The following is a 24,155-nucleotide window of genomic DNA, read 5'->3' as shown; positions in this document are numbered from 1 at the left end:
GGACTCACGCCAAAGGACTTAGATCTGACCTAAGTCCTGGGTCACCACCTGCCCTTCCCGAAGCACCGTAGCAAGAAGCCGCCCTCCGGCCACCTGCCGCCCCACCCGCTTATTAAGCCATGCCGCTTGGATCTTGCCAGCTGCGAGCACATCAGCCGGAGCGAAGCTATCTGGCCTTCCGGCAAGAGGCTCTCCGGGCGAAGCTAAGCCACCCTCCAGCGGTTGCACAATTGCTGGCCTAGAGCTGTCGCTCTTGGCATACGCAGTAGCCACCATCCGGCCGCTCTTTGGCGACCAACCGCCCAGCACCAACTCCGTGCCCAACGCGTCCATTTGCAGACTCGCCTCGGCAGCCGCTCTCTCATAGCTTGGCCACAACTTGTCGATCACAAGCCCGAGCTCCTTTGTCAGCTGCTCCATTGTGAAATCTGCCCGGAAGCTTGCTTGGAGCGCGAGCTCGTAGATGCGAAGAAAGAACTGAGTGGACCCGCGTGCCGCCAACACCAAGTTGTACTGCGGGATAAGCAGCATCTTTGCGCCGGACGAATGCGCTCCGGTGCGAGCGTCCTCCGCGAGGGTATCGACCGCGACCAAGAGCTGGTCAGGACGTAACAGAACGTTGAGGATGCTCATAGCGGACTCGCCCGGAGGTCGCCAGACTATCGCCTCCCCCACCACCGACTGTCGAGACCGTCATGACGACCGAAATCACGGAAATCCTCGATCGCCTGCATGCGTGCGAGTCCGAACTTCAGATGCACCGCGGCTATCTCAAGGCAGCGGAATACGCGCTTCGAGTACTCACGCTGACTCATCCAGCACCCGAACGGCTCTCCGATACTTGGCTAAGTCTTTTGCCCAGCATCGCCTCTAAGCACATGCAAAGCGACGGCGATCTGTTCGCCGCCGCTTTCCAGCAGTCGCTCACCGTGCTCACCGAGCAGATCGGGGAGCATCGGCAAGGGGATCAAGCGGCTACAGCGTAGGGCTCGACCAGGCCGGCCAAAAGATCCATGGCCGCTGGGTTTGCATCCTCGGCGTCGCCGCGCTGATTGAATCTGGTCCAGTCCGCTTGAGCCAACCGTTTCAGTTCGGCTAGTTCGACTGGAAGCCACTTCATTGGCCAGAACGGCAAGCGGCGTTGCCCCACCCTGCCCCTCTGCAGCTCTACGATCTCGTTGTGGCTGCTGGCGCCCAGCACTCTCGAATAGGCCACTGATAGCCCATCCTCTGGCCCCTCCAGGTACTGGAGGAAGCGTTGGCCATCGAAGAGGAGCACCCCCGTAACCCCAGCATTACGGTTGAACCGGGCCGCGTCGTCCACAATCTGATCCAACTTTCCGTTGGACAGGCCCAGCTTGTCGCCAGCGATCTCCTCACCAGCACTGCTCACGTATACAACCGCCCTGATGGGCATTGCGCACCTCCTTGATGAGGCACGACCCTAACAGACGCGTGAGAACGTTTACGTGAGGTGGCGACAACTTGCACAACAATTCAGGAAAGCGTGATGCTGAATGCGGACCTTCATCACAAGACGGAGGCAGCGATCAGGGCAGCATCCCCAAAAATTCTTGGTACACCGCAATGCCCGATACAGGCCTCTTCTACGTTCTCGATCTTGATGCAGTACGCGACCGCGATGGCAACCTCCACCGAGTCAGCGCAATCAGCGTCCGTTGCAACCACTGCAAGCACATCACCCATTCCAAGGCGCCGCAGCTGGAGACCATGCCAGGCGGCACGCTACTCGCGTGCGCCGGATGCGGCGAGCGTCAGGCCGTCAGCAACGCCCGCCTGGTTGAATGCGGCCACGTGCTGGGGCATACGCTACCCCAAGCGATGCCGGCCTGACTTGCCATGTGCGGCCGATTCGTCCAGCTGCCCGTTGTCGACTTCGGCCAGCCGGGGCTGGCTGACCTTGCCCCCGGCCTGGCCGAAATCCAGCCCAGCTACAACCTCGCGCCGACACAGCGGGCCTCGGTAATCCTGGACCGGGGCGAAGGCCGGCAGGTCACCCGCTTGGCGTGGGGGCTGCTACCGTTTTGGGCTAAGGCCAAGGGCCTGCAGGGCTCGACCATCAACGCCCGAATCGAGACGGTGGCCACCAAGCCGGCGTTCCGGTCGGCCTTCAAGAAGCGCCGCTGCGTGATTCCGATGGCCGGCTACTACGAGTGGTCGGTGAGCCCGATCGACGAGAAGAAGGACCCTTGGTTCATCCACGCCACCGGGCCACTGCTGGCCGCTGGCCTGTGGGAGGACACCAGTCCCCTGCTGCCCGAGGGCAATCTGGGCACCTTCACCATCATCACCGGCGACAGCAGCGGCGTCTCGGCCGACATTCACGACCGCATGCCGGTGTGGTTGCATGCCGGCCAGATCGATGAGTGGATGGCCGCTAGTCCGGACGATGCGATGGCGATGCTGCTGGCCAGCGAGCCGCCGGCGATGGAAGCCTATCGGGTGACCCGGGCGGTGAACACGCCGCGGAACAACCGCGAGGATCTACTACAACCCGTGGCATAGCGTTCAACCGAAGCACGACGGAACCTGCGGCTAGACGCTGCCTTTACGAAGTCAATGCCCGGTCACGTCGATCAGCACGAAGTGGCCGGATGCACTGAACTGCGTGGCGTTGTCTGACTGCGGTATCAGGGCAGTCGCGCCGGCATAGTAGAAGCGTCCCGACCCCGCTGCGCCCGTTCCATCCCCCTGCGGCCCGGTCAACCGGAACCCCACACCACGCTCGATCCGCTGGCACGAACGAGACGAGATCACAGCGTAGCGCCGACCAGCCGGGACCTGCATGTAGGCGCCCTCCGCCGCCCCGAACGGGGCAGTTGTCACGCCTACGATCCGAAGGGGCTTTGCCCAAGAAGCGAAAGCCAGCTCGCCGGTGTGCTCTCGGTAGACCTCGATGCCGGTCTTGCCCGGTGTTCCAGTCACAACCGAGTCGTATACCCACACCGTGCCGAACACAAACGATGAACCTGTGTAGGCTGACACGCGCCAGTTGTTGCCGCCGAGATTGGTCAGAATCACGCTGAGCCCGAAGTTGTTGTTCGGACCCGTGACGGCAACCACCGGGCTCTTGGCCTGAAAGTCACGCGTGACGTACCGGGTTACTACGATCCCCGACACCTGGTAGGCAACGGCGCCCGCCTCGTTGATATCGAACTTGTGGCGCAGGTGGAAGTTGAGCAGGTCGCTGCGGACCTGCACTGTTCCAGATGGGGTGTACGCCTCAAAGCCTGCTGGCATATCAGTGCACTCCGTACAGCACAGTTGCCGGGACCAGGGAGAAGACTGGTTGCCCGTTGGCATCCACATCCGTTCCCCAGTAGACCCGGCCATCCGAGTACCAGACGGTTGGCGTGCGACCAGGCTGTGCCGGCGGAGGCACCACATAGAAGAGGAAATCCCCAGGGGGCAGCGGTCCCACCCAAGTCGAATTACCGTGCACAGCGTCGGTCTGAACCGTGCCAATGAACAACCCCAAGCGGGTCGTGTAATCAATCTCCAACGACCCGTCAGGGTTGAAGGTCTGGATGCCTGCGGGCATGCGTCTGCTCCTCTGTTGATTGGCGGGAGGGCATAGGCGCCTCCCGCCGGCCTGCTACGGCCAATAACCCACACGTGTGGCGAGCTGCCCGTTCGGGTAGAAGGTGCGCCAATGACCGTCGCTGAACTCCGTCCGCTGGCCGCCCGAGGGCGAGGACACGCGGAACGTGTCGGCGAGGATATTGAACTCGCTAGTCTGATTGCGGATACCCAACTTAACGCCCGCGATATACCCGTCCGCCCGCATGTCCACCGACCACTCGGTACTCGATTCCATACCACCGGAAGACCACGGGGGCGGCTGCGTGGCACCCTCTTCAACCTGAGAAAGCATCGGTCGGAAAATCCACCAGTACGGGTTTGCTTCCCCAGTGCCTCGCACGAGGCCGACTACGCGAGCTTTGACAGCCCCGGGAGGGGCCTTGCCGATACCGAACACTCGACGCAGGCTATCCAAGGTAACCGGGCTCGGTTGGTGGCTTACTACTTCCGGGCAGCCAATTTGAGACAAGATTCCCCCCGTCTGGCTGAGGAACTCGACGTACAGGTACACCTTGGAACGGTGGCATGCCACGTATGCAGATACGCAGTAAGTTTTACCTGCCTCCACTGCTATGTCAGTGTTGGTGGAGAAGTAATCGCCTGCGTTATTGGGAATTGTCTCGCCACTGACGGATCCCAGCCCGAAGACACCCGGTGGATTCCAATCGCTGCCACCGGTCGGATTACCAAGATCATGCCAGTGGTAGCCGTTGGACAGCCATGCCCAGCCGGAAGGACTCCACCCCGGGAAGGTGCTGTTAGGAATCAGGTTACTCTGACCACCCAAATTGCGCACGGTCGCCTGCATGTCCTGCACAACCGTGGCATCAGCCTTCCCGCTGAGACCCGCCTGTACGCTCTGGATAGCCGAAGCGTTAGCGTTAATCTTGCCCTCGTGCTGCTGCACCGTGGTCTGCATCTGATTGAACGCGGTAGCGTTGACGTTGCCTACCTGCGTTTTCAGGCTCACCAGGTCCTGCGCAGTTGCGTCCAGCTTGCTGCCCTGCTGGTTAACCGCCGTGGTCAGCCCGGCCGTCGCCGAAGCATTGGCGCTGATCAGTAGCTCGTCGGTCACGTCGTAGAACTCAATGCGATCGACAAGGACCGTTGCGTCGCCAGTTCCGCGGTTGGTGATCCAGACCTGGCTCATTACCTCAGTGCGAGCGTCGCCCACTGGGTGCTCCAGCACAAACCGCTGCCAGGCACTCGTGAGGTTCGGTGTGGTCTGGTCGTTGTTGCCCTCGCCTGTGGTATCCCGAGCCCGGCATCGCGCGGTCAGCGTTGCACCACCGGCCACCACCTTGGCAACAATCACAGTACGCAGCTTGCGACCGGTGCGCCCCGTCTTCAGTGGAACCCAGCGACCGCCGTTGGCGTAAACGAACGGCGAACCGGCTGCACCTGCCTTGTGCACCATCTGAATTGCGCTGCCCTGCTGTCCGCCACCAGAGACCCAGGTCACATCACCGTTCTGCTGATTGCTGTTCCCCTTGACGAACGGCGCCATGTCACCGTCGAACATCGCGTTGACGTTGAGGTTCTCGCCTCGGTTGAAGGATGCATTGAGCGTGCTGGACAGGACGGTCAGCTGCTCGGCCTGCGCCGCAGCCTTGTTCTCTGCGCCCGTAACACGGGTGGCCAGGCCGGTCACGGCATCTGCAGTGGCGTTGACCCCCTGCTGGGCGGTGTACGCGTCGGTTACATCGATGACGAACGCGTCGTCGTAGATCACGTCGCCGCTGGTCACCCCGCCGCGGATTGTGGCACGGACGATGAAGCTCCAAACGTCGTCCCCCACGGGCACGTACCCAGATAGTCTGGTCCATTCCGACCCCACGTTCTTTGCAGGAATCACCTGGACGTTCGGATAGGCCACCGTGCCATTGTTGCGGCGCACGGTAGCCTGCAGTCCGACGGTGCCGTCACCTGATCCGGTGGTCAGCGGGTTCGCGGGATCGTTGCGGACCCAGACTTCCGCGTAGAACACGCGGCTGCCGTTCGTACGGAACTCGATCAGGGACACGTCGCGGATCGCCCCCGTGGCGGTCAGGCTTAGAGCCTTGGTCCCGGAACGCGCGAACGTGTCCGTGATGCGCCCTATGCCATAGGCGTCACCCGCCTTACGCGTCTCAAAGCTTCCGTCCTGAATCAGGTTAGCGCCGCTGAGGATCGACGTAGACAGGTCACTCTGCAGCTTGGTGATGCTGGTCGAGGTGGAATCGATCTTGCCCTCGGCGGTAGTCACTCGGGTGGTCAGGTTCTGCAACGCCGATGCGTTGGCGTCTGCCTTGCCGGAAACGTTGGTCAAGTCGCTGCGAAGCGAAGTCAGCTGCCCTGCCTGGGAGGTGATCGTGTCGCCCTGCTGCGTCACCTTCGTGCTGAGGTCCGAAATCGCCTGGGCATTCGCCAGCAGCTCGGTCACTTCCTCCAGCACAACATCGTCAACCCACAACGTACCGACAGTGTTGTCGGCATAGATGCCCAACTGCAGTCCGGTGATCGACGTGTTGTCCGGGATTGCGTACACGGCACTGAGGTAGGTCCAGGCAGCTTTGTCCGCGACGAAGAACGTTGCCCCCCCGAGCAGCTCCCCGCTCTGGTTCGCCAGTCGCATCTTGCTATTGCCCGGCGTGCCATTGAAGTCCGGGGTACTGCGATACCAGCAGCTATAGCGATACTTCTTGCCGGGGCTCGTCGGCATCGCGGTGCGACCATTTGCATACGCAACCTTCTGCCGGATGGCCCCTGGATCGAAGCGCACACACATGCCACCGGCACGGCCCTCCGTGGCCGGCCAGCTGGTGCCGGTTGCGCCCGGGTCGTAGGTCCAACCCACGTCCTTGCCGGACTGCCACGAGCCATTCAGGACCATGTTGCTGCCCTGCGTAATCATCGCCGGCAAAGCGGCGTTGATCGTCGTGATCGACTGAGCCAGCGCACTCGTGGTGGTGGCGGTCGCCTCCTGCAGCGCCGTAACCGATGCTGCAGTTGCCAGCGAACCGGCACCGGCCGGCATGCGGGCCTCCATCGTGCTGATGCGCTGCACCTGCGCCGAGTCCGCAGCCACACGGGCCTTCAGCTCCTCGTAGGCCAGCCCTGCAGTCAGCTGCAGCGGATCCGTTCCGATGTAGTTGCCACGCATCTGAACGGCCAGCGTGTTGCGCTGGAGAGCTTCAGCGGCATCTGCGGTGATACGCGCCTGGGTTTCTTCCTGTACCAACGCCACCGACGCGCCGGGCTGCGGACGACCGACGGCGATGTAGTCGATCAGGTAGTAGTTGGCGACGGTCTGCGCCGCCCCCAGCTGCAGGCGAATCGCATCCACCGTGGCCGGCCACCACGCAATGTCCTGCACGTCGACGGTCGCCACGCCGTTCACGTCCCACGCCGGTTCCGGGATGGCCACACGCTTCTGCGTGTTCCATGCCTGGTCCGTGGTGGTGATCCACTGGAGGAATCCGTTCCACGTCGGCGAGCCCACGCGCTTCACGCGCAGCTTCACGAAGCGGTATGCGCTGCCGTCTACGGCCAAGGCCACCGGTGACTGCACCCACGGCGCGGTTGCATGGTTGGCGGGCCGCAGCCAGCCATCCACGAGCGTCGGCGCACCGTTGCCCGTCCACCCTTCAATGGTCTGATTGAACGGCCAGAGCTTGATGCTGTCGAACTGCGTCCCGCTGCCGGCCGCGACCTCCGACACCGCCCGCGCCAACGACTCATCGGCGCTCTGCCGCAGCTGCTCCTCGCGGCTGATCGCCGCCTCGCGCGCCATCTTCTCGTTCAGGAGCGCATCAATCCGCGCCTGGGCTTCGGCACTGATCGCCTGCATGGCTTCAGTCACGCCCTGCTGCCGCAGCAGCGCCTCGGCGACCAAGTCCTGTGCGGCCTGCGCCAGGCCGGCGGCGCGAGCAGCCGCCTCGTCTGCGATCGCTTGGATGCGGGCACTGATCTCCGCCGCCAGCTTGGCCTGCTGTTCGGCCAGGACCTTCGAAGTGGTGGGCGGAACAACACCCACCACGGTTCCGGTGCCTGTCTTGCCGCGTACGGTCGGCGTGATCTGGAACCACCACGTCTTGCCGCTGCCGTCGCTGTAGACGTACCGCGTCTCGGTGGTGCGGTGGATCTCCGTCCAAGGGCCGTCCTGGCTCTCGCTGCGCGAGATGACGTAGATCACACCCTCCAGATCGACGGCGTCCCATTCGAGCACGACGCCGTCGGCTACCGGCGTGGGATTGACCCCGTTCGCCGGCGGCACGTCCGGCGCCTTGAAGGGCACCGGGAACCATGTGGAAAAGCGCGGCGCCACCGGAGACGCGGACGGCAGCCCGCCCACGCCGATTTCTACCAGCGTGAGTTTCCTTGCTTGCATTGCTGATTACCTCGCGTTGAGTGCTTCGCGCAGCGCTGAACTGCTGGCGTTGCGTACGCCCTGGGTAGTGGTAGACACGAGCTGGCGTAGCAGCTGGTTCTGTTCGGCGAGCAGAGCGTTGCTCTGCTGAATGGCGGCGGTGGTTTGCGTCTGAGCGTCGTTGTTCACGACCAGGTCGAACACGGCCCGGCTGAAGTTGTCCGGCAGCGCCTCGATGGCGTCGGCCAGCGCACCCATGCTGGTTCCGTCAGGCTGATTGAGATCTCCGACCTTCATGCCATCGATGAGGCCGGTGACCCGGCCATACAGGCTGTTGTAGTCCTGCCCGCTGGCGTACAGGTTCCATCCGAAGCCCAGTGCGGCCTGAGCGGCCGCCTGCGCGGCGCTGGTGTCGCCACCGGACACCGCCCGCTCCAGCTCCTTCATCGCTTCGCCCAGCTTCTCCTGGTCCGTCAGCGGCGACAGGTCACTGATCGACAGGCCGTACTGCATGGCCTTCTTGTCCTTGTCGATCTGCGCCTGCAGCTTGCCCATGTTGGTGGCACGCAGCGCCTCGATCTTGGCCAGGTCCTCCGCCCGAGCGCCAGACAAGCCGAGCGCCTTGGCGTAGTCGTTCGCCGACTTCACCTGCTGGCGATACGTGCGCTCGATCGACAGTGCCTGCGACTGGTACTGCGTCAGGTTGGCCGTCATCAGCTGAGTGCTCACGTCGGCCATGAGGCTGGCGTAGTTGCCGAGCAGCCCGGTCACCTTCTGCACCTGGCTGGCCAGGTCCGTGCCGGCAACGGCGGCCAGATCCTGGAAGTAGTCGACCGCCTTGTTGACCTTGTCGACCTCCAGGCCGTTAAGCGCCCGGCCCAACTCATCGGCGTTGCCAACGGCCAGCGCGATCGACGCACTCAGCGCGGTGAACACATCCGACGCCTCGAAGTAGCCGTCGAGTTGGCCACCGAACCCCGCCGCCTTGACCGCCTCGGTGTACAACCGATTGGTCATGTCGCTGAGGTATGCCTCCAGCTGCGCCTTGGCCTCAGTGGAGTCGGCCGACAACTGGAGCTTCCCCAGGTCCACCTTAACGCTGCCGAGCTTCTGGGTCAGATCCATACCCAACTGCTTGGCCAGATCGGTTGCAGCACCCCGGACCTGGCGCGCGGCCATATCGAACGTGCGATCGATGCCGGGGTCGAGCGCGCCGAACTGCGTCCACTTCTTGTCGCTGCGGAACAGACCGCCCTTGGCCTTGATATCGGCATAGCTCTGACCATCGAATCCGCCGAAGCCATAGCTACCCGTGATGCCCTGCCCGGTGACCTTGGGAGCCTGCCGACCGAACAGCTTCGCGTGGATGCTGGAGCCGGACAGGATCGACGCGACTTTGTCGTTGAAGCCCAAGGCGCGGAACCCCTTGTCGGCCAAGCCGACAGCCCCGGCGGTGGCGATTTTGCCGGCCCAGCTCTCACCATTGGCGATGTTCCAGCCCTGGTCGAACAACTGGGCGTTCTTCATCATGCCGGCGACAATCCAGCCGATGATGGGGACCGCCGCCGCTGCCGAGCCAGCAGCGCCTGCACCCGCCGCACCTGCGCCGGCTCCTGCACTGCCACCACCGATCAACCCGGAGAAGCTGGAACCGGTCATCCCGGCCATGCTGGTCACGTCGCCGAAGCCTGTCAGGGTTCCCGCTGCGGCCCCGGCGGAACGGCCGAACCCGAACAGGCCCTGGCCCTTGGAAAGCAGCCCGGCCACCGTGCTCACGTTCTGGCCGCCGGCCGCAGACCCATTGCCGCCGAACAACCCCATCAGACTCTGCAGGTTCAAGCCACCGCCCTGCCCGTTCATCCCGTTGAGGATCTGCGTCTGGATCGGGATCACCAGCTTCTGCTGCAGGAACTCGCGGGCGAGATCGCGCAGGCCGCGCTTGGCGGCGTCCTTCAGGTCGTCCCACAGGTTGTCGAAGTCCCGCATGCCGCCGGCAACGAAGTCGGCCATGGCGTCGGCGGCATCGCCCACGCCGTTGATGACCACGCCGGCCCACGCCTCAACGTTGGCAGCAGCCTCCTCCGCACGCAGCGACAGATCGGCCGATGCCCGGGCGGCGCCGAGCATGGACTGCTCGTACTGCTCGTAGCTCGCCGCCCCCTTGGACAGCGCCAGCGCCTCCTTGCCGCCAGCGGCCTCCACCGCCTTTTGCAGCTCCTGCCGCATGTCCCGCTCGTTCATCATCTCGCGCCGCGACAGCTCACGCGCACGGCCGACCTTGCCCAGCATGGCGACCTCGGCATCCATCGTTGCAAGGAGCGCCTCGGGGCTGGCCAGTGCCTTCTTAATCTCCGCGCTAGACTGCTCCAACGCCTTCTGCGACTCCAGGATCAGCGTGTTGTACGCGGCCCGCTCGATGCGCCCTTCCTTCAGCGCCTCCTTCAGCTTGTCCTCGAGCTGCTTCTGTCGCTCGGTGGCCTCGGCTAGTGGCCCGGCCATCGTTGCCGCCGCCATTGCAGCCTGCTCGTTGTAGCGCTTGATCGCTTCCGCGTCTGCCTTGCGATCCTTGGCGCCTGCGCGCTCAGCGGCTGCCGACGCCTTACGCGACTCCGTGAAGTTCTTCTGCGCAGCGGCCAGCTCCGTCTGGAGCCGGATGTACTGTGCGCCCTGCTCGATGTACTGCTTGACCTTGGGGTCATCGCGCTTGGAGAAGTCGACGCCGCTGGCTTGGGCCTCCTTGAACCAGTCGTTCACGTCCAGCTTTGCAACTTCGGCAGCACTTTTGCCCACGCGGGCGAGCTGACCCGGCAGCGACTGCATTGCCGACGCGATGCGCTTGCCAGCCGCGCCTGCCGAGTCTCCCAGAACGTTGAACGAGCCCGACAGGGCGTCGGTTGCGCTCTTCGCCTGGCTACTGCTGCCCGTGAAGGCGTCGAGGATCGCACGCTTACGATCGACCTCCCTGCCAGCAGTCGCCGCGGCAGCGGTTTCTTCCGTGAGGCTCTTGGCCACGGTGGCGGCAGCTGGCGAGCCAGCGATCATTGCTCGCCATGCCGCCTCCAGACCATTGGAAAACTCGTCGGCGCCAATCTTGCCGGCCTTAAAGGCGGCATCCAGCCGCTGCGTCTCCTGGATGAACTCTGAAGCCTGGCTCGCGGTGGCAAAGTTCGTCGCCGCAGCGACCATCTCCGTAATCGAGCTGGTGATGGTCCGGTAGTTCTCGTCGATCTCCTTTTGCAGTCGAAGGATCTCGCCGGCCTGCATCTGGGCGTTGAGGGTCTTGAACTTCTCGATGGCAGTGTCAGCCGCACCACCAAAATCGATCAGCGCAGCCGACGCAATCTTCGTGTTGTCGCGGAAGATCAACCAGCCCGCGGCGGCAGTGGCCAACATCGTCACAATGCCCGCCGGACCTCCCAGCATGGCAAGCGTCGCTGATCCAGCACGCGCAAGCCAGCCGGCGTTGGCCGCTGCAGCCTGCGTTTGCGCCTGAGCCAGCAGCAGCGTGGCCTGTCGATGCTCAAGGGTCGCTGCAGCGGCTTTGCTGCTCACGGACACGCTACCGCCGATCGCAGCCGTGCGGCGCACCTCCGCCTCCGCATCGAGCATTGCGGCACGGGTCCGCAGCTCGAGCTGCTGCGCAGCGGCCAAGTTCTGCACCGCTGCGGCCCGATCTGCCGCCATACCAGCGTTGGCCGCAGCGACCCGCGCCAGTAGGGCTTTCAGCAGCGGTCCAGATGCGACTGCGGCTCCGGCGACAGCTACCATCTCCAGATTGCTGCCGAGGGCACCGATGCCGGCTGCAAGCGCCTTGGATGCGCCGGTTGCCTGGTCGGCACGGCCAATCATGACCTGCAGGTTGTTGTTGAACAGCGTCATTGCCTGCCCAACGGTGGAATCCATCTTGCCGAACGCCTCGTCCACAGCGCCAGCCTGGCTCTGCAACGCGTTGATCACCTGCTGTGACGACAACTTGCCCGCGGCGCCCAGTTCACGCAGTTTCCCGATCGGTACGTTCAGGCCCTTGGCGATGGCCTGGGCCAGGGCTGGCGCCTGCTCGAGTACCGAGTTCAGCTCTTCACCTCGAAGGGTGCCAGAGGCAAACGCCTGACCCAGCTGCACGAGGGCGGCATCGGCACCCGCCGCGGACGTGCCGCTGATCACCATCGTTTTGCTGATGGTCTCGACAACGCGTGCCAAGTCTCTCCCAGACAGACCGAGGGCCTCCTGGTTCATCGCGATTCGCTGGTACAGCTCCGCAGTCGCACCCAGAGGCTGTCGCGCTGCGCCGGCAATCCGGATCACGTCAGCCTGCGCGGCAGCGAACTGCGCCTGGCCCTGCGTGACCAGTCGCAGCCTGTTGTTGAGGTTCGTCCATTCGTCGGCCTTGCCAATTGCGGCTTTTACGGCCACCAAGGCTGATGTAAGACCCACCGCCTCAGTCGCTACCCGACGAAATCCGGCCGCGACCTCATCGGCGCCGCGGCGTGCGGCGTCTGACATAGACGATTGGATCGTAGCCATGTCGCGCTGCACGACGCGCGCGGCCTTCCCGCTGTCGCGCTCGAACGATCCCGACTTCAGCAGCAGGTCGACGGTAAGGGTGTAGAGGCTCATCGCGCTTCCAAAAAAAAAGCCCGCGCATGGCGGGCTTGGGGCTGATGGAAAGATGTTCTACGGAATCGGGATTTCCGACCCGTTGATGGTCATCTGTGTCACGGTTCCCTCAGCGTTCGTGACACACGACGCGGATGCAGGCTTCGTGGAACCGCCTGTTTCGGAAAGGACCAGCCCGGCCCCGGCGGGCCAGGCGAAATAGTGTTCGTTGGCGGATCCCATGTCCTTTACGTACGGCACCTTGGTGCGGCTCGGGTCCGCTGACGCCGCCTGAATCGCGCTCATGCAGTTCAGCAACCCGCGCTTGACTCCATCGTCCTGTGCCGTCGAACAGCCAGCTGCCAGCGAGAGCAGCAGCACCGGCGCCAACCTGATTGGATGCTTCATAGAACCTCCCGATATCTGCGGGGATCATGCCAGTTACGTCGGGATTTCCTCAAATTCCATGTACCCCGTGAAGTACTGCCGGCTGATGTTCTCCGCCGATGGCAGCTGTGTCGGGTAGCCGTAGAGCGCCGACCGCGCCGCTAGCAGTGGGTCGAATGCCTTGCTGACCATGTCCCGGTACTGCGGCACAACGCAGGAGCGCCGGCGCCCCGCGATCGCTGCCGCCACCGTCTCCCAATCGGTCCCGCCCAGCCCACCGCCGCGCACGGCAGCTGTCGCCCGGCCGGACAAGGTGCAGGTGAGCCGGCGGTACAGAGGCCCGGGAACCGTGTTGACCTGGCCGCCCTTGGTGCGGGTGTGCACGCTGCTGTCGGTTGTGGCCACCGCCCAACCGTCGCTGATACCCACCTCGACTGCCGGAAAGATCGCGATCTCGCCCACGTCGACGTTCGTGGCAGTTGTGTCGATCTCGACGGACACCGTCGATACCAAGGCGCTGGCCTGCGGGAACAGCCAGGCGCAGACACTGCCGTCTGGCAGTCGCACGGTGGTGGCACTCGCGCCGGCGGCGCTCACCTGGACGCCTGGCGGAATGTTAAGGCCGAGAATCGCGATGATCCCCGGCACAACAGCCTCGGCCAGGGTAATCGTGATCGCCAGCGAGCTGGTGCGGCGGATGCGCGACGCCCTGCCAGGCTTTCCGTCGAAGAGGGCCGAGCCCTGGTCCGCACTCAACCACGTGCCACCGGTGAGGGTCACCGTCGCGACTGCCGGCATGCCATATCCAATCAACACGTCATCATCCCCACACCGTCAGCACCACGTCCCCCGTGGCAGGGTTGCGCTCTACACGGCGCACCAGCACCGGCTTGCCGTCGTCGAGGCCGTAACGTCCGTAGGTGATCCGGCCGATCTGTCCCGGCAGGGGCGCCAAGTCCTGATCACCACGCACCGCCAGCTGGTAGAAGTGGCGCTGCACCCGGTACAGGCCGAGGACGCGATCAATCTCCTGCTGCGCGTCGGCCGCATGCCAGAACAATGAGATGACCGGGTCAGCAGCCTCTGCCCGTTGGTAGTGGGCGTGCAGCGGACCAGCGCCATACACCTGCCCCCGGTAAAGGCCGGTCAGTTCGTCGCGCCTGGACTGCGGCACGTCGACAACGTCGGTGACCAGGTCTGACGCGCCCAGCGCTTGGCCGTTGGGTCGGTAGGCCATGCGTCGAGTCAGGTTCGGAGCATCATCGGGCACCATGATCAGATCAGCCGCCAGATCATCCTCCGACAGGTCGAAGGCGAACGCGCCGACATAGGTCTCGGGCGCGGTCACGCGGGCGAAGCGCAGCACCCCGGATGGATCCTGGTAGCAGCCGGCACCGTAGCTGGGTAGGATCGAATTCAACGCAGCGCGGCCGGTGATGGCTGTTCCTGCGTAGTAGCCGAGGCCCATGTAACCCGTGGCGTGGTCGATATCCGCACAGTCGCTGGCCGACCACGCCGCCCGGCCCAACCGGGCCATCACATCACCCACCGCCTGTTCCAACCGCGCCGGCATCATGCTCGGTCCGATGCTCGATGCGTCCACGACAACCGGCGTCACGGGGGGTGACTTCAACAGCAGCTGCTGCCCGTCCGGAGCCTCGCTGTAAGTGCCATCCTCCATCTGGTCACCGCGATCCATCACCGCATCGATGTAGACCCGGCTGTCGGCCACGAACATTGAAGTCGCATCCGAGTTGGCGCCCATTGCCGGGACGCTGGCCACTGCCCCGATTACTACCGGCTGCGGCTTCCAGGCCAGCGAAGGGACGTTCGGCAGGAACACGCCCCGGTTGATGGTTTCATCCAGGTAGTCGTGCGCGTCACGCAGGTGAAGCGTCTTGGTGCCGTCGTCGTTGATCTCGATCTGCTCGATCGCGCAACGGAAGGCCGGGACCGCGTCGGCCCGCATCCCGTTTTCGGGCGCCAGCAGGATCTGCACCGAGCTGCCAGAGGCACCAGTGCCCGCCATCCCGTCCAGCAAACCGTCCACATCGACCACGACGCACTCGGCGGCCGCGGCCTGGGACACCGGGTCACCGCCCCACGGCCAGAACGCCAGCTCCTGGATCAGGTTGACGCCCTCGGCCACCAACCCCTCGTAGCGAACGTTCGCCGGGCTGTCGCCGGGCGCAGACAGCCAGTCAACGTCCGCCAGGCGCGTGGGACTGACGTTGGCAGTGGGGAGCCGCCACCCAGCTGCAGCCGCTTCACTTCGCGGCCCCCACTGCCCCGCGTTGACCGCAAGGCACAGCCCGCCCGCCTTGGTGGCGGCCAGTGACGCGGCGAAGAACAGTGGCCCGGACAGCTGCAGCTCGCGCACCAGGATCTGCGCGCCGTTGAGGTAGAGCCGCAGCTGGCGAGGGGTCGAGAACACGACCTGCAGCCCGACAATGTCGCCGTGGGTCACCGCCGGCAGGGAAGTGGCGATCGCTCCTCCAGCCTGCAGCAGGCGCCCGGCGGCGAGGTCCCAGCCGATGCTGGCGAGATCCGCACCCAGCGCCTTGTTCAGCGCTGCCGGGCCTGTGGCGAAGCCTACGAGGGCTGCAAGGGCGTCATCACCCCACACCGCAAACTCCACGCCCACCGTCCCGGCATCAAGGCCGAAGTCGGAGCGCGCGTGGCTGGCCAGCGCGGTGGCGCCGGTGGTGGCCAGGGTAAGCCCGCCATCTCGCGCAGCGAGTAACGGGCCAATGGGCGTGGCGGCGAACCGCCCGAAAGTGTCGGTCATGGCTATCCCAGTCGATCGAACCAGTCCTGTGCCTCGTCCTCCTCGGAACGTGGAACAAGTGTGTCCAGGTACTCCTGAAAGGAGCGCTTGGTGCCGCCTTGGCTGTGTGAGGCAGTGATGTATGCGGCGAAGGCAGCGGGCTTGATGTGCAGGCTTACAGGGTCGATGGGGTTCCGCTTGTGGAACTCCCACCATTCCAGGAACTCCCGGCGCGACATGCTCGCCTGCAGCTCCGCCACCGTGCGATGCAGGTGGCCGGCGAGAACCTTCCAGAACCAGTCCTCGCCGCGCTGCCTTAGCCGTTTCCCGCGTCGGCCTGTGCCTGGGCAGCGTCGTCACCGAAACCGGAGTGCTTCATGGCCACGCGCTGCAGCTCAGCAGCCACCAGCGGTTTGAGCTGGGCGGCCTGTTCCACGTTCATGACGGGCTTGCCGTCCTCGTCGCAGATGGTTGCCGCGATCAGCTTGGCGCGGTCGCCTTCACCCCACAGCTTGCGGAACTCCGCATCCGGCAGCTCGCGCACGTGGAACTGAGCTTTGGCACCATTGGGCAGGGTAATGGTGTCGGCATGCACGTCCTTGGACGCGAACATGCCCAGGTTGGTGAATGACTGCAGGACGCTCAGGGGCTGCTGCGGCTGGGTTTGGGGGGTGTCGTTGGTCTTGCTCATTGGCCGTTTCCTCGAATGGCGACAGGGCGCGCGGGCCGCGCACGGCTAACACGCGGAGGATCCGCGCGCCCTGTCAGAGAGATGGCCCGCCGGAGCGGGCCTGGGTGTGCGCCGTTGCCGCAGCCTTACGGCGTCGGGCGGTGCGTGGTGACGGCGCCAGAGCCGCGGATGGTGATCGTGGCCTTCCATACATCGTTGTCCTGGCTGGTCACCGCGAAGTTCTGCACGAAGCCATCGAACTGCTTGGACAGCACCGTGGTTGGCGGAGTGATCTTGCCGTCGACAGCTTCCGGCTTCGCCACGCCCTCGGTTTCCGACAGCGGCGCGGTCACCAGCCAGTTCACGACGGCACCGGTCTCGTGCAGCTCCTCCAGCTTCTCGTGGTCGACGCTGTCATAGATGATCTCGATGCTGGTGCTGCCGGTCTGCTTGCGGCCGGCGACGAACTGGTCCCAGTCGTCGTCGTAGTCGGAGATATCGATCTCCGATGCCTGGCCATCGGGAAAGCCGACCGAGCGCAGGCGGGTCACCTTGATGACCGAGGCCGCGGCGATGGCGACGAACAGCTGCGAATGCTTCGACTTGATTACCTGTCCCATAAGGGTTTCCTTGTGTTGCGCCCGTCGCCGGGCATGAAAAAGGCCCCTTGCGGGGCCAGTGGTTTGCCGTTGTGTGGTTCAGCGCAGTTGCAGGAGCCTGGCGTCGAAGGAGATGCCAAAGGCGTCCGTGCCGTCGCTGTCAGGCGTCGGGTTGTAAGACTCGATGCTGCCCACGCGCTCGATCGCGTCGCGGATGGCGACGGCCGCGCCGTTGGCCTGCGTCATGGCTTTGCCCCACACGGTCAATCGGACTCGCCAGCCGTCGGCCGGCGGCGCATCGGACAGCATCGCGGTGGGCGATCCGCCGACCACCTCCCACGTCGCGTAGGGCAGTGCTGCATCCTGCGGCGCGGTTCCCGGCCACAACCGGATCGGGTCGCCCAGCACATGCCGAACCGCTGCATCACCCTGCAGCAGGGACTGGATCAGGGGAACCATCATCGCCAGCCATCCTTCTTCAGCTGCTTGTCGAGGGCCGCCCAGGTTTCATTGATGATCACCTGCGCCGCCTCCGGCCCCTTGGCCTCGCCTGCCGGCGTGAGGAACGGCTCGGCCCTCATCTTCCTGGTGCCGAATTCCTTGAAGCGCCAGTAATAGGCCCAGCCCGCCTCCTCATAGACCTTCCCAACGCGACCGCGGCGCCGGTTGCGCTTGGTGTTGGCGTACTTGCGGCGGCGACCGGTCTTAACCCCTACCGTGAAGTACTCGCCGTCTCGGCCTACACCTGCGCGCTGCCGGCTCTTGGTGTTGGCCCGGCGGGTGACGATCTGCGAGGCCATGAACCCCGATGCTCTCGGGGCCCGGCGGCGAGCATCGTCACGGATGACGTTGCCACCCTTGCGCATACCGGCTTGCACGGCTCGCCCTTGAATCGCCTTGGGTGCCTCCCGCAGTGAACGCAGGAGGCCGTCCAGGCCGTCGATCTTCACCTGCTCAGCCATCGGACACCCCAGCATCGACCATCAGCGTGATATGGCCGCGCGCCGTCGCATCCGGCAGCACCGCACGAACCGCGTACACCTGCCCGTCGAACACCACGCGCATGGTCGGCACTACCCCGGGCAGGTAAGGGATCTCGATGCGTGCAGTCACCTCTCCATGCTCGGCCGAGGCCGCAGTGAACTCTCGCCCCGAGAGCGGAACCACCTCTGCCGGCACGTCAGCCCGCCATCTACGCCATTGCTTCACGTCCCCGCCGAGGGGATCACGCACCGGGCCGTAATCCTGCAGCTCTATCCGATGCCGGTATTTGCCTGCTCGCCTCATGGCAGCACCCGCCGGTAGGGGAACATCAGCCGGTCCAAGGTTGGGTTCTCGGCCAACTGCGAGCCAGCCACGACCGCCTCGCGGTTGGCGTACAGGTCACCCAGCAACAGCAGTACGGCCGCGCGCAGCGGTCCCGGAAGCGGGCCAGGTGTCGTCGTGAACTTCACCGGATAGGCGCCTGCTTCACTGTCGAGCGTGGCCGGCTCGATCGGCAGCGGAGAGCGGCTCTCGCCGACCGGGGTCCACTCATAGGTCGCTGCTGCCAACGCATACCCCGTGGTGCGCTCCACCGACTCACGCGCGGCGGTGATGAAGGCGCCGATCAGCGCGTCGTCGGCATCGTGGATAACTACCAGGTGCGCCTTCGCTTCGCTCAGCGACACGGGTTCCTCTGCCGCCGGGGTCAACGTGCGCAGCATGGGTCATTCCTCCGGCGTGGCCGACTTGATGGCATTAGGGTGGGGGTCGATCAGCCCGCCAAGGCGCAGCGCCTCAACGTGAGCCGCGTTGACCTGGATCACCTGGCCAACCCTCCCGAGGTGGTTGTTACTGAGCACCAGCGCCGGCACGGTTTCGCCCTCCGGCGGAGCCGGTTCTTCATCCGGTGGTGGCAGGTCGTTGTCCGCCTCCACGGTTTCGGGCCTCTGGCTGTCTCGGCCCTCGTCCGTCTCTGGCTCACTGACGACGGCTGCCGCGTCAGCGTCGGGGCTTTCGGCGTCCGGCTGCTCGCCCTGGCCAGCCGCTGCGTCCACTACCGCAGCGGGCGCTTCCCGCGCGTCGGCCGGACCGCTGGCCGCCTGCGCGGAGGTGTTCTTCTGCTTTGCCATGATCGTCTCCGAGGGACGCCCGCGCTGGGGCGTCCCTCCGTTCGTGGGCCGAGGCGGTTAAGCCGCGGCGCCGTGCTTGAAGGTCTTCACCGCGCCGCCCACGTCAACCAGGTTGCCGCCAGAGCGCATCCAGGCCATGAAGCCCACCTGGCCCTTCTTCACGTAGGCCGAGTCGTTGAAGCGGAACAGGGTCACGGCCATCACGTCGCGGATCTTGTAGTAGCTGAAGTCGCCGAACGCGATCGACGTGGCGCCTGCGGCCGGGACCGGGGCGTGCTGGTTGATCTGGATATCGCGATTCATCAGACGATCCGGCGCACCGCCCGGATTGCCCTGCTCGTAGCCCGGCACGAAGATCGGCCGGCCCTGGTCGTCCTTCACCTTGCGGATCAGCTTCAGCATGTCGTCGTGGAACATCCACTTGGCCAGCTGGCGATATGCCGGATCGACGCTGTGCTCCAGGTCGACCAGGTCGTCGTAGGTGATGATCGGCAGCGCCGAGACAGCGCCGATCTTGCCCACCGTCGCGGCAGTAAAGGCGCCCATCGGCTGGCCGACGCCGGTGCCGACGGAGTAGTGGCGGTTGGTGACGCGGCCCAGGCGGGTCTGCAGGCGCTTCTCGATGAAGCCTGCGATATCGGCCGTGCTGTCCTGCAGTAGCTCCCACGGCACGGTGACCACCTTGGAGCTGTACTTGTACACCTGCAGGCCCTTGGTGCCGAAGGCCACGTCCTGGTCAGCTGCCGCCTGATTCTCGGCGACCAGCTCGCCCTCTTCGGAGGTGCCATCGCTGGTCGGGTACTGCATCGGCTCGCCGCCGGCCGTGCGGAACACGTCGGCGACCTGACGCATGCCGCCGAACGCCTTCAGGGCATCCAGGATCTGCTCGGCCAGCGTGGTCGGCACGGTGTAGCCGCCCTGCTCCGGATTGACGGCCGGGTTACCCGACATGGCCGCGTTGACCTGCTTCCAGTCCTCGGCGCTCAGGGCGCTGTCACCGCCACGCGCCCAGCGGTCGAACAGGCGCTCCTCGTTGGACAGCTCCCGGCCGCCGCGGTTGGCGGTGTCGTGTTCACGCACGCCCTGCTCGCGCAGTGCCTCGTCGGCCGTCAGGTCCATGACCTTCTGATGACGCTCGATCGCCGCGTCGATGCGCTCGATCTCGGCGATGTTGTTGTCGTACTTGGCCTGGTTCTCCTGCGTCCACTTGTTGCCGTCACCGGTGCTGGTGTCCAGCAGGTTGCGGGTTTCCTTTGCCAGCGCGGTGCGGCGCTCCCGCTCGGCCTGAATGTTGAAGGGCATTGGTGATTTCCTCGTGTCGAAAAAAAACCGCCTTTCGGCGGTCGGGATGAACTGCGGGCGGGAGTCGCTTACGCAGCGGAGCGTTCCAGCAGCGCCAGACGGCGCGACAGGTTGGCCTTGTGGGCGGCGACGGCGGCGCCGTCTTCGGGATCGGGGGTGCGGTTGGCCAGTGCGGCAGGCGCGTTGTCGTAGGCGGACAGGTCCCAGGTGTTGGACGTCTTCTTCTTGCCCACGATCTCCACCACCTCGTCTGCGAAGCCGTGTTCCTTGGCTTCGTCGGCCGTGAACCAGGTCTCTTCGTCCATCCACTGGACGATCTGCGCCTGATCCTTCCCAGTACGGCGGGTGTAGTCGCCGGCCAGGCCGGCATCGATCTTGGCCAGCAGTTCACCAGTCTTGGTCATGTCGGCCTTGTTGCCGACCGTGATGGTCCATGCGTTGTGGATCATGAACGCACCACCTTGGCTGATCTCGACCTTGTCGCACGCCATGCAGACCCCGGTCATAGCCGAGGCAGCCAAGCCATCGATGTGGGCGATGACAGTGGCCTTGTGCTGGGCGATGGCGGTCATCATGGACCGGGCCGCAAACACGTCGCCGCCGGGCGAGTCGATGCGCAGATGAATGACGTCCGCCTCGATGCCGGCCATGGCTTGGGCAAACATCGTCTCGTCAATGTCGCCCCACCACCCGCCGATGACGCCGTGCAGGTAGATGGTTGCCTCCTTACCTTCGGTCTCCGCCCGGATGGGCTTGGACTGGCCGGCGTTGTTCTTGGCCAGCTGCAGCAGCTTAGGAATCGGCATCTTCAGGGTTCCTTTCAGGGTCGTCGCCGTCCGGCTTCGCCGGTGGCGCGGGGTCTTTCGGTTGGTAGAGCTTGTCGCCGCCCTCGATGGGAGGCAGGTTCTTGAGGCGGCGGACTTCATTGACGACCATCCAGCCTTGGGTGCCAGGGCCACCCAACGCCTTGCTGAAGTACTCGGCCTGCGTCTTCGAGTCGCCGGCCATGAACATGTCCACGTTGTGCTCAACGAAGTAGCGCGGCGTGCGGAACAGCTTGCGGTTCAACTCGTCCTTGATCCGCTTCAGGTGCGGGCCCAGCGTGTACTTCACGAAGCCGATGCCCATGCTCTCGATGCCACTGCCCCAGCTCGTCGACTTGGTGGTTTCACCGATCATGTGGGGCGGCACACCGAAGGCGCGGGCTACGTCGATCACCTGCCACTGTCGGGACTCCAGCAGCTGCTGGTCGACCGCCGACATAGTCAGCTCGTGAACCTCCAGCCCCTCGGTCAGGACCAAGGGGATCCGACGGTTGCCCTGCACCCCGCCGTACTTCTTGACCCAGGCGTCGCGGAAATCATCCTGCTGGGCGGTGGTCATCTTGTTCGGCGTACGGATGGCCACTTCGGGCTTGCCGCCCTCACTGAAGAACTTGCCCGCGTGCTCGTCACCTTGGATAGCGATGCCGATGCCGTTCCGCGCGCCCCACTGGATCACCGACATGCCGTGCACGCCGTTGAAACCGAAGCCGGGGAAATGGAGCACGTCGTCCTGGTCGACGGTGAAGTACCCGTCCGCATCGTGGAACGTGTACTGCAGGCGTGTCGGCTCCCGTGGGCTGGTCTTCTCCTGCTTGAGGATCATCACCCTGTCGCGTGGCCAGGGGATCAACCCGGTCGCCACCCCAGCACGGTTGCGCGTCACGTACACCACGCCATCACCGCGCAGCAGCATCTGGCCGACGATGAACTCCCAGCCGGTGGCGCTCGACCAGCCGGAGGAGAACTGCTCGTTCAGCAGCCACCAGTAGTCATGCTCCGCCCGCTTGCGATGGCCGCCCACCCGCTGGAACACAGGCAGCGGCAGCTGTGCGATCGCGCCGGCCAGCAGCGAAACGGCAGCGAACACCGCCGAAACCCGCATCGCCGATTCCGGGCTGACCACGGCTCCGGAGGCCGTCGTCGGGTTCCCGAATACCTCGAACATGCCCATGCCGGAGGACTGGATCACCTCGCCGTCGACCAGGTTGCTGATCGTCGGCTCGATACGGTCGCGGGCATCGGCCCGCCGGTTCTTCTCGAATAGTCCGAACATCAGTCGATCACCACGAAGCCTTGTTGGGTTGTGCCGGTGTCCCGCGCCTGCATGGCGCGGCCCATAGCCATGATTAGCGCCACCGCGCCGTCGATCTTGCTTTCCATCTTTTCCTTGCGGGGATAGACGTGTTCCTTGGCATCCACGCGCGCCACGACGTTGCCCATCATCCAGGTCATGGCCGCGTTGCCGTCGTGCCACAGGCGCCGCGACAGGATCAGCGCCTCCACTTCTTTCATGGGCTCGGAGAGATTGCGCACTGACTGCGCCATCTCCACGGTCGGCAGCCCTTCCTGTTCAAGGCGCGTCATCAGGTACGCCGCTTGGGCCGGGTCAAAGGCAATGTCCCGCACGTCGACGCCCTGTGCCGCAAGCTCTTTCAGCTCCTCTTCGATGAACGCGTAGTCCGTCATGTTCCCGGGCGTGGACACGATCAGCTCGTCCAGCAGGAACTGCTGGTACTTCTCGTTTTCCTCCACGGCCGACTCCGGCACGTAGAACCGGGGAATGACGTAGTAGCTATCGCCCTTCTCGAACAGCAGCACCACGGCAGCCACGTCCAGCTTGGATGCCAGATCGACGCCCACCCAGCACGGACAGCCCGCAAAATCGGACACCTCAAACCGTCGTTTCTGTCGCTGCCAGGCCAGCATGTTCATCCATGCCAGCTTGGCGCCGACCCAGTCATTCAGGTGCTTGGTACGGAACGCGCTTTGCTTGCTGGCCGACCGCTTTGCCTTGGCGAGCTGGTCGAGCAGGAACTGCTCGAACACGGAAACGCCGTAGTTCGGGTTGGCCTTGCGCAGGCTCGCCGGATCGTCCCAGCGGTCGCCCTCGTCTATGCAGTAAATCGCCGCGAACACCGTCTCATCGGTCACCTCGCCGCGCAGGATGCGGATGGCATCGCCTCGCATCTCGAAGCATGGGCCGGAGAGGTTGGTGCCTGCCGTGGTGATGATCGACAGCAGGGGCTGCTCGCGCGCGCCCATGCCGGTTTCCATGGCGTCGACCATGTGGTCATCGTCATGTTCGTGGTACTCGTCCACCAGCGCCGCGTGCGGGCTGGAACCGTCACCGGGCTTGCCGATCATAGTTTCGAACTTGGACATGTCCTCCATGACGAACAGCGGCCCCGGGTTCTTCGGGTTGCCCGCCTGTTCGATACCGAAGCGGGCGCGCAGCGCCGGCAGTTTCTGGACCATCTGCCAGGCCGGGCGGAACACCTCGTACGCCTGTTTCTCGCTGGTAGCGCCCGAATAGACCTCCGCGCCCGCCTCTCCGTCAGCGCAGAACAGGTACAGGCCACGGGCAGCCAGTCGCAACGACTTGCCGTTCTTGCGCGGGATCTCCTCGTATGCGCGGCGGAAGCGCCGATGCCCGGTCTTCTTGTGGACCCAGCCGAACAGATTGCACTCGATGAAGTGCTGCCAGGGCTCCAGCACCAGCAGGCGCTTCTGCGCCGCCCACTTTCCTTTCGTGTGCGGCATCTTCTCCATGAACCGCACCGCGCGGTCCGCCTTCTCGGCGTCGTACTTGTAGGGCCAGTCGGCCCCCTTGCGCTTCAGGTCATCCAGGAACCGCTGGCACGCCAGACGGATGAACTCGCCGGCGGGGACCTTTCCTGACGTGACGCCCTTGGCGTATGCCTTGGCTGATTCGCTCGGCGTCATGG

The 24,155-nt window shown here is 64.8% G+C and carries 23 protein-coding genes; 3 read left to right on the top strand and 20 right to left on the bottom strand.

Annotated elements, in window-relative coordinates; translation table 11 throughout:
- Positions 1-18 precede the first annotated feature (18 nt).
- Positions 19-633: a hypothetical protein gene (locus AC5P65_RS16760; protein WP_021203823.1), complete on the bottom strand. Its 615-nt coding sequence runs from the start codon at positions 631-633 to the stop codon at positions 19-21.
- Between the two features lie 62 nt (positions 634-695).
- On the opposite strand from AC5P65_RS16760, the gene AC5P65_RS16755 reads away from it, so the two are divergent.
- Positions 696-986: a hypothetical protein gene (locus AC5P65_RS16755; protein WP_346483638.1), complete on the top strand. Its 291-nt coding sequence runs from the start codon at positions 696-698 to the stop codon at positions 984-986.
- Here AC5P65_RS16755 and AC5P65_RS16750 read toward each other — a convergent pair.
- Positions 968-1,417, bottom strand: coding sequence for a BLUF domain-containing protein (locus tag AC5P65_RS16750; protein ID WP_495215766.1), 450 nt, complete (start codon positions 1,415-1,417; stop codon positions 968-970). The genes AC5P65_RS16755 and AC5P65_RS16750 overlap by 19 nt on opposite strands.
- Positions 1,418-1,485: 68 nt before the next feature.
- On the opposite strand from AC5P65_RS16750, the gene AC5P65_RS16745 reads away from it, so the two are divergent.
- Positions 1,486-1,854, top strand: a complete 369-nt coding sequence (locus tag AC5P65_RS16745; protein ID WP_495215765.1) for a hypothetical protein — start codon at positions 1,486-1,488, stop codon at positions 1,852-1,854.
- A gap of 6 nt (positions 1,855-1,860) precedes the next feature.
- Positions 1,861-2,526, top strand: a complete 666-nt coding sequence (locus AC5P65_RS16740; protein ID WP_483017371.1) for an SOS response-associated peptidase — start codon at positions 1,861-1,863, stop codon at positions 2,524-2,526.
- Between the two features lie 51 nt (positions 2,527-2,577).
- On the opposite strand, the gene AC5P65_RS16735 is transcribed toward AC5P65_RS16740, so the two are convergent.
- From AC5P65_RS16735 to AC5P65_RS16650, 18 genes are all read right to left on the bottom strand, one after another.
- Positions 2,578-3,222, bottom strand: a complete 645-nt coding sequence (locus AC5P65_RS16735; protein ID WP_188250166.1) for a hypothetical protein — start codon at positions 3,220-3,222, stop codon at positions 2,578-2,580.
- 394 nt (positions 3,223-3,616) lie between these two features.
- On the bottom strand, positions 3,617-7,972 hold the full coding sequence (locus tag AC5P65_RS16730) for a hypothetical protein (RefSeq protein WP_495215764.1): 4,356 nt from the start codon (positions 7,970-7,972) through the stop codon (positions 3,617-3,619).
- A gap of 6 nt (positions 7,973-7,978) precedes the next feature.
- A complete protein-coding gene (locus AC5P65_RS16725) occupies positions 7,979-12,568 on the bottom strand; it encodes a tape measure protein (protein ID WP_495215763.1) in 4,590 nt (1,529 codons plus the stop codon).
- A 57-nt stretch (positions 12,569-12,625) separates the two neighbouring features.
- Positions 12,626-12,955 carry a hypothetical protein gene (locus AC5P65_RS16720; RefSeq protein ID WP_188250162.1) on the bottom strand — a complete coding sequence of 110 codons (330 nt, stop codon included), beginning with the start codon at positions 12,953-12,955 and terminating at the stop codon, positions 12,626-12,628.
- A 33-nt stretch (positions 12,956-12,988) separates the two neighbouring features.
- On the bottom strand, positions 12,989-13,732 hold the full coding sequence (locus AC5P65_RS16715; protein ID WP_495215762.1) for a hypothetical protein: 744 nt from the start codon (positions 13,730-13,732) through the stop codon (positions 12,989-12,991).
- A gap of 22 nt (positions 13,733-13,754) precedes the next feature.
- Positions 13,755-15,722: a hypothetical protein gene (locus AC5P65_RS16710; protein ID WP_495215761.1), complete on the bottom strand. Its 1,968-nt coding sequence runs from the start codon at positions 15,720-15,722 to the stop codon at positions 13,755-13,757.
- Positions 15,723-15,724: 2 nt separating this feature from the next.
- Positions 15,725-15,961: a hypothetical protein gene (locus tag AC5P65_RS16705; RefSeq protein WP_238379404.1), complete on the bottom strand. Its 237-nt coding sequence runs from the start codon at positions 15,959-15,961 to the stop codon at positions 15,725-15,727.
- Positions 15,962-16,017: 56 nt separating this feature from the next.
- Positions 16,018-16,392 carry a hypothetical protein gene (locus tag AC5P65_RS16700; protein WP_099539895.1) on the bottom strand — a complete coding sequence of 125 codons (375 nt, stop codon included), beginning with the start codon at positions 16,390-16,392 and terminating at the stop codon, positions 16,018-16,020.
- Between the two features lie 125 nt (positions 16,393-16,517).
- On the bottom strand, positions 16,518-16,991 hold the full coding sequence (locus AC5P65_RS16695; RefSeq protein WP_049432443.1) for a phage tail tube protein: 474 nt from the start codon (positions 16,989-16,991) through the stop codon (positions 16,518-16,520).
- 78 nt (positions 16,992-17,069) lie between these two features.
- A complete protein-coding gene (gp17, locus tag AC5P65_RS16690; protein WP_049450661.1) occupies positions 17,070-17,432 on the bottom strand; it encodes a tail completion protein gp17 in 363 nt (120 codons plus the stop codon).
- Positions 17,429-17,932 (bottom strand): HK97-gp10 family putative phage morphogenesis protein, encoded by a 504-nt coding sequence (locus AC5P65_RS16685; protein ID WP_134729610.1) that lies wholly within the window; start codon positions 17,930-17,932, stop codon positions 17,429-17,431. Before AC5P65_RS16685 ends, gp17 begins: the two co-directional genes overlap by 4 nt.
- Entirely contained in the window at positions 17,925-18,257 is a 333-nt protein-coding gene (locus AC5P65_RS16680) for a phage head closure protein (RefSeq protein ID WP_495215760.1), read from the bottom strand. Before AC5P65_RS16680 ends, AC5P65_RS16685 begins: the two co-directional genes overlap by 8 nt.
- Positions 18,254-18,676 carry a head-tail connector protein gene (locus tag AC5P65_RS16675; protein WP_188250159.1) on the bottom strand — a complete coding sequence of 141 codons (423 nt, stop codon included), beginning with the start codon at positions 18,674-18,676 and terminating at the stop codon, positions 18,254-18,256. The genes AC5P65_RS16680 and AC5P65_RS16675 overlap by 4 nt, the downstream gene beginning before the upstream one ends.
- Before the next feature lie 3 nt (positions 18,677-18,679).
- A complete protein-coding gene (locus AC5P65_RS16670) occupies positions 18,680-19,084 on the bottom strand; it encodes a hypothetical protein (protein WP_495215759.1) in 405 nt (134 codons plus the stop codon).
- 57 nt (positions 19,085-19,141) lie between these two features.
- Complete coding sequence (locus AC5P65_RS16665; RefSeq protein ID WP_495215758.1) at positions 19,142-20,386, bottom strand: phage major capsid protein; 1,245 nt, start codon at positions 20,384-20,386, stop codon at positions 19,142-19,144.
- A gap of 68 nt (positions 20,387-20,454) precedes the next feature.
- Positions 20,455-21,192, bottom strand: a complete 738-nt coding sequence (locus tag AC5P65_RS16660) for a head maturation protease, ClpP-related (protein WP_495215757.1) — start codon at positions 21,190-21,192, stop codon at positions 20,455-20,457.
- The gene (locus AC5P65_RS16655) at positions 21,179-22,483 is read right to left on the bottom strand and encodes a phage portal protein (protein ID WP_495215756.1); all 1,305 of its coding nucleotides are present in this window, start codon (positions 22,481-22,483) and stop codon (positions 21,179-21,181) included. Before AC5P65_RS16655 ends, AC5P65_RS16660 begins: the two co-directional genes overlap by 14 nt.
- Entirely contained in the window at positions 22,483-24,153 is a 1,671-nt protein-coding gene (locus AC5P65_RS16650; RefSeq protein ID WP_495215755.1) for a terminase large subunit, read from the bottom strand. The genes AC5P65_RS16655 and AC5P65_RS16650 overlap by 1 nt, the downstream gene beginning before the upstream one ends.
- Between the last annotated feature and the right edge of the window lie 2 nt (positions 24,154-24,155).

The sequence above is a fragment of the Stenotrophomonas sp. YJH_SMC_48-3 genome (assembly GCF_059369375.1).
This window is presented reverse-complemented; position numbering and strand designations above follow the sequence as displayed.

Bases quoted from the DNA above. Each gene is read 5' to 3' on its own strand.
- AC5P65_RS16760 (WP_021203823.1), bottom strand. From the start codon at position 633: ATGAGCATCCTCAACGTTCTGTTACGTCCTGACCAGCTCTTGGTCGCG.
- AC5P65_RS16755 (WP_346483638.1), top strand. From the start codon at position 696: ATGACGACCGAAATCACGGAAATCCTCGATCGCCTGCATGCGTGCGAG.
- AC5P65_RS16750 (WP_495215766.1), bottom strand. From the start codon at position 1,417: ATGCCCATCAGGGCGGTTGTATACGTGAGCAGTGCTGGTGAGGAGATC.
- AC5P65_RS16740 (WP_483017371.1), top strand. From the start codon at position 1,861: ATGTGCGGCCGATTCGTCCAGCTGCCCGTTGTCGACTTCGGCCAGCCG.
- AC5P65_RS16730 (WP_495215764.1), bottom strand. From the start codon at position 7,972: ATGCAAGCAAGGAAACTCACGCTGGTAGAAATCGGCGTGGGCGGGCTG.
- AC5P65_RS16725 (WP_495215763.1), bottom strand. From the start codon at position 12,568: ATGAGCCTCTACACCCTTACCGTCGACCTGCTGCTGAAGTCGGGATCG.
- AC5P65_RS16720 (WP_188250162.1), bottom strand. From the start codon at position 12,955: ATGAAGCATCCAATCAGGTTGGCGCCGGTGCTGCTGCTCTCGCTGGCA.
- AC5P65_RS16715 (WP_495215762.1), bottom strand. From the start codon at position 13,732: ATGCCGGCAGTCGCGACGGTGACCCTCACCGGTGGCACGTGGTTGAGT.
- AC5P65_RS16710 (WP_495215761.1), bottom strand. From the start codon at position 15,722: ATGACCGACACTTTCGGGCGGTTCGCCGCCACGCCCATTGGCCCGTTA.
- AC5P65_RS16700 (WP_099539895.1), bottom strand. From the start codon at position 16,392: ATGAGCAAGACCAACGACACCCCCCAAACCCAGCCGCAGCAGCCCCTG.
- AC5P65_RS16695 (WP_049432443.1), bottom strand. From the start codon at position 16,991: ATGGGACAGGTAATCAAGTCGAAGCATTCGCAGCTGTTCGTCGCCATC.
- gp17 (WP_049450661.1), bottom strand. From the start codon at position 17,432: ATGATGGTTCCCCTGATCCAGTCCCTGCTGCAGGGTGATGCAGCGGTT.
- AC5P65_RS16685 (WP_134729610.1), bottom strand. From the start codon at position 17,932: ATGGCTGAGCAGGTGAAGATCGACGGCCTGGACGGCCTCCTGCGTTCA.
- AC5P65_RS16680 (WP_495215760.1), bottom strand. From the start codon at position 18,257: ATGAGGCGAGCAGGCAAATACCGGCATCGGATAGAGCTGCAGGATTAC.
- AC5P65_RS16675 (WP_188250159.1), bottom strand. From the start codon at position 18,676: ATGCTGCGCACGTTGACCCCGGCGGCAGAGGAACCCGTGTCGCTGAGC.
- AC5P65_RS16670 (WP_495215759.1), bottom strand. From the start codon at position 19,084: ATGGCAAAGCAGAAGAACACCTCCGCGCAGGCGGCCAGCGGTCCGGCC.
- AC5P65_RS16665 (WP_495215758.1), bottom strand. From the start codon at position 20,386: ATGCCCTTCAACATTCAGGCCGAGCGGGAGCGCCGCACCGCGCTGGCA.
- AC5P65_RS16660 (WP_495215757.1), bottom strand. From the start codon at position 21,192: ATGCCGATTCCTAAGCTGCTGCAGCTGGCCAAGAACAACGCCGGCCAG.
- AC5P65_RS16655 (WP_495215756.1), bottom strand. From the start codon at position 22,483: ATGTTCGGACTATTCGAGAAGAACCGGCGGGCCGATGCCCGCGACCGT.
- AC5P65_RS16650 (WP_495215755.1), bottom strand. From the start codon at position 24,153: ATGACGCCGAGCGAATCAGCCAAGGCATACGCCAAGGGCGTCACGTCA.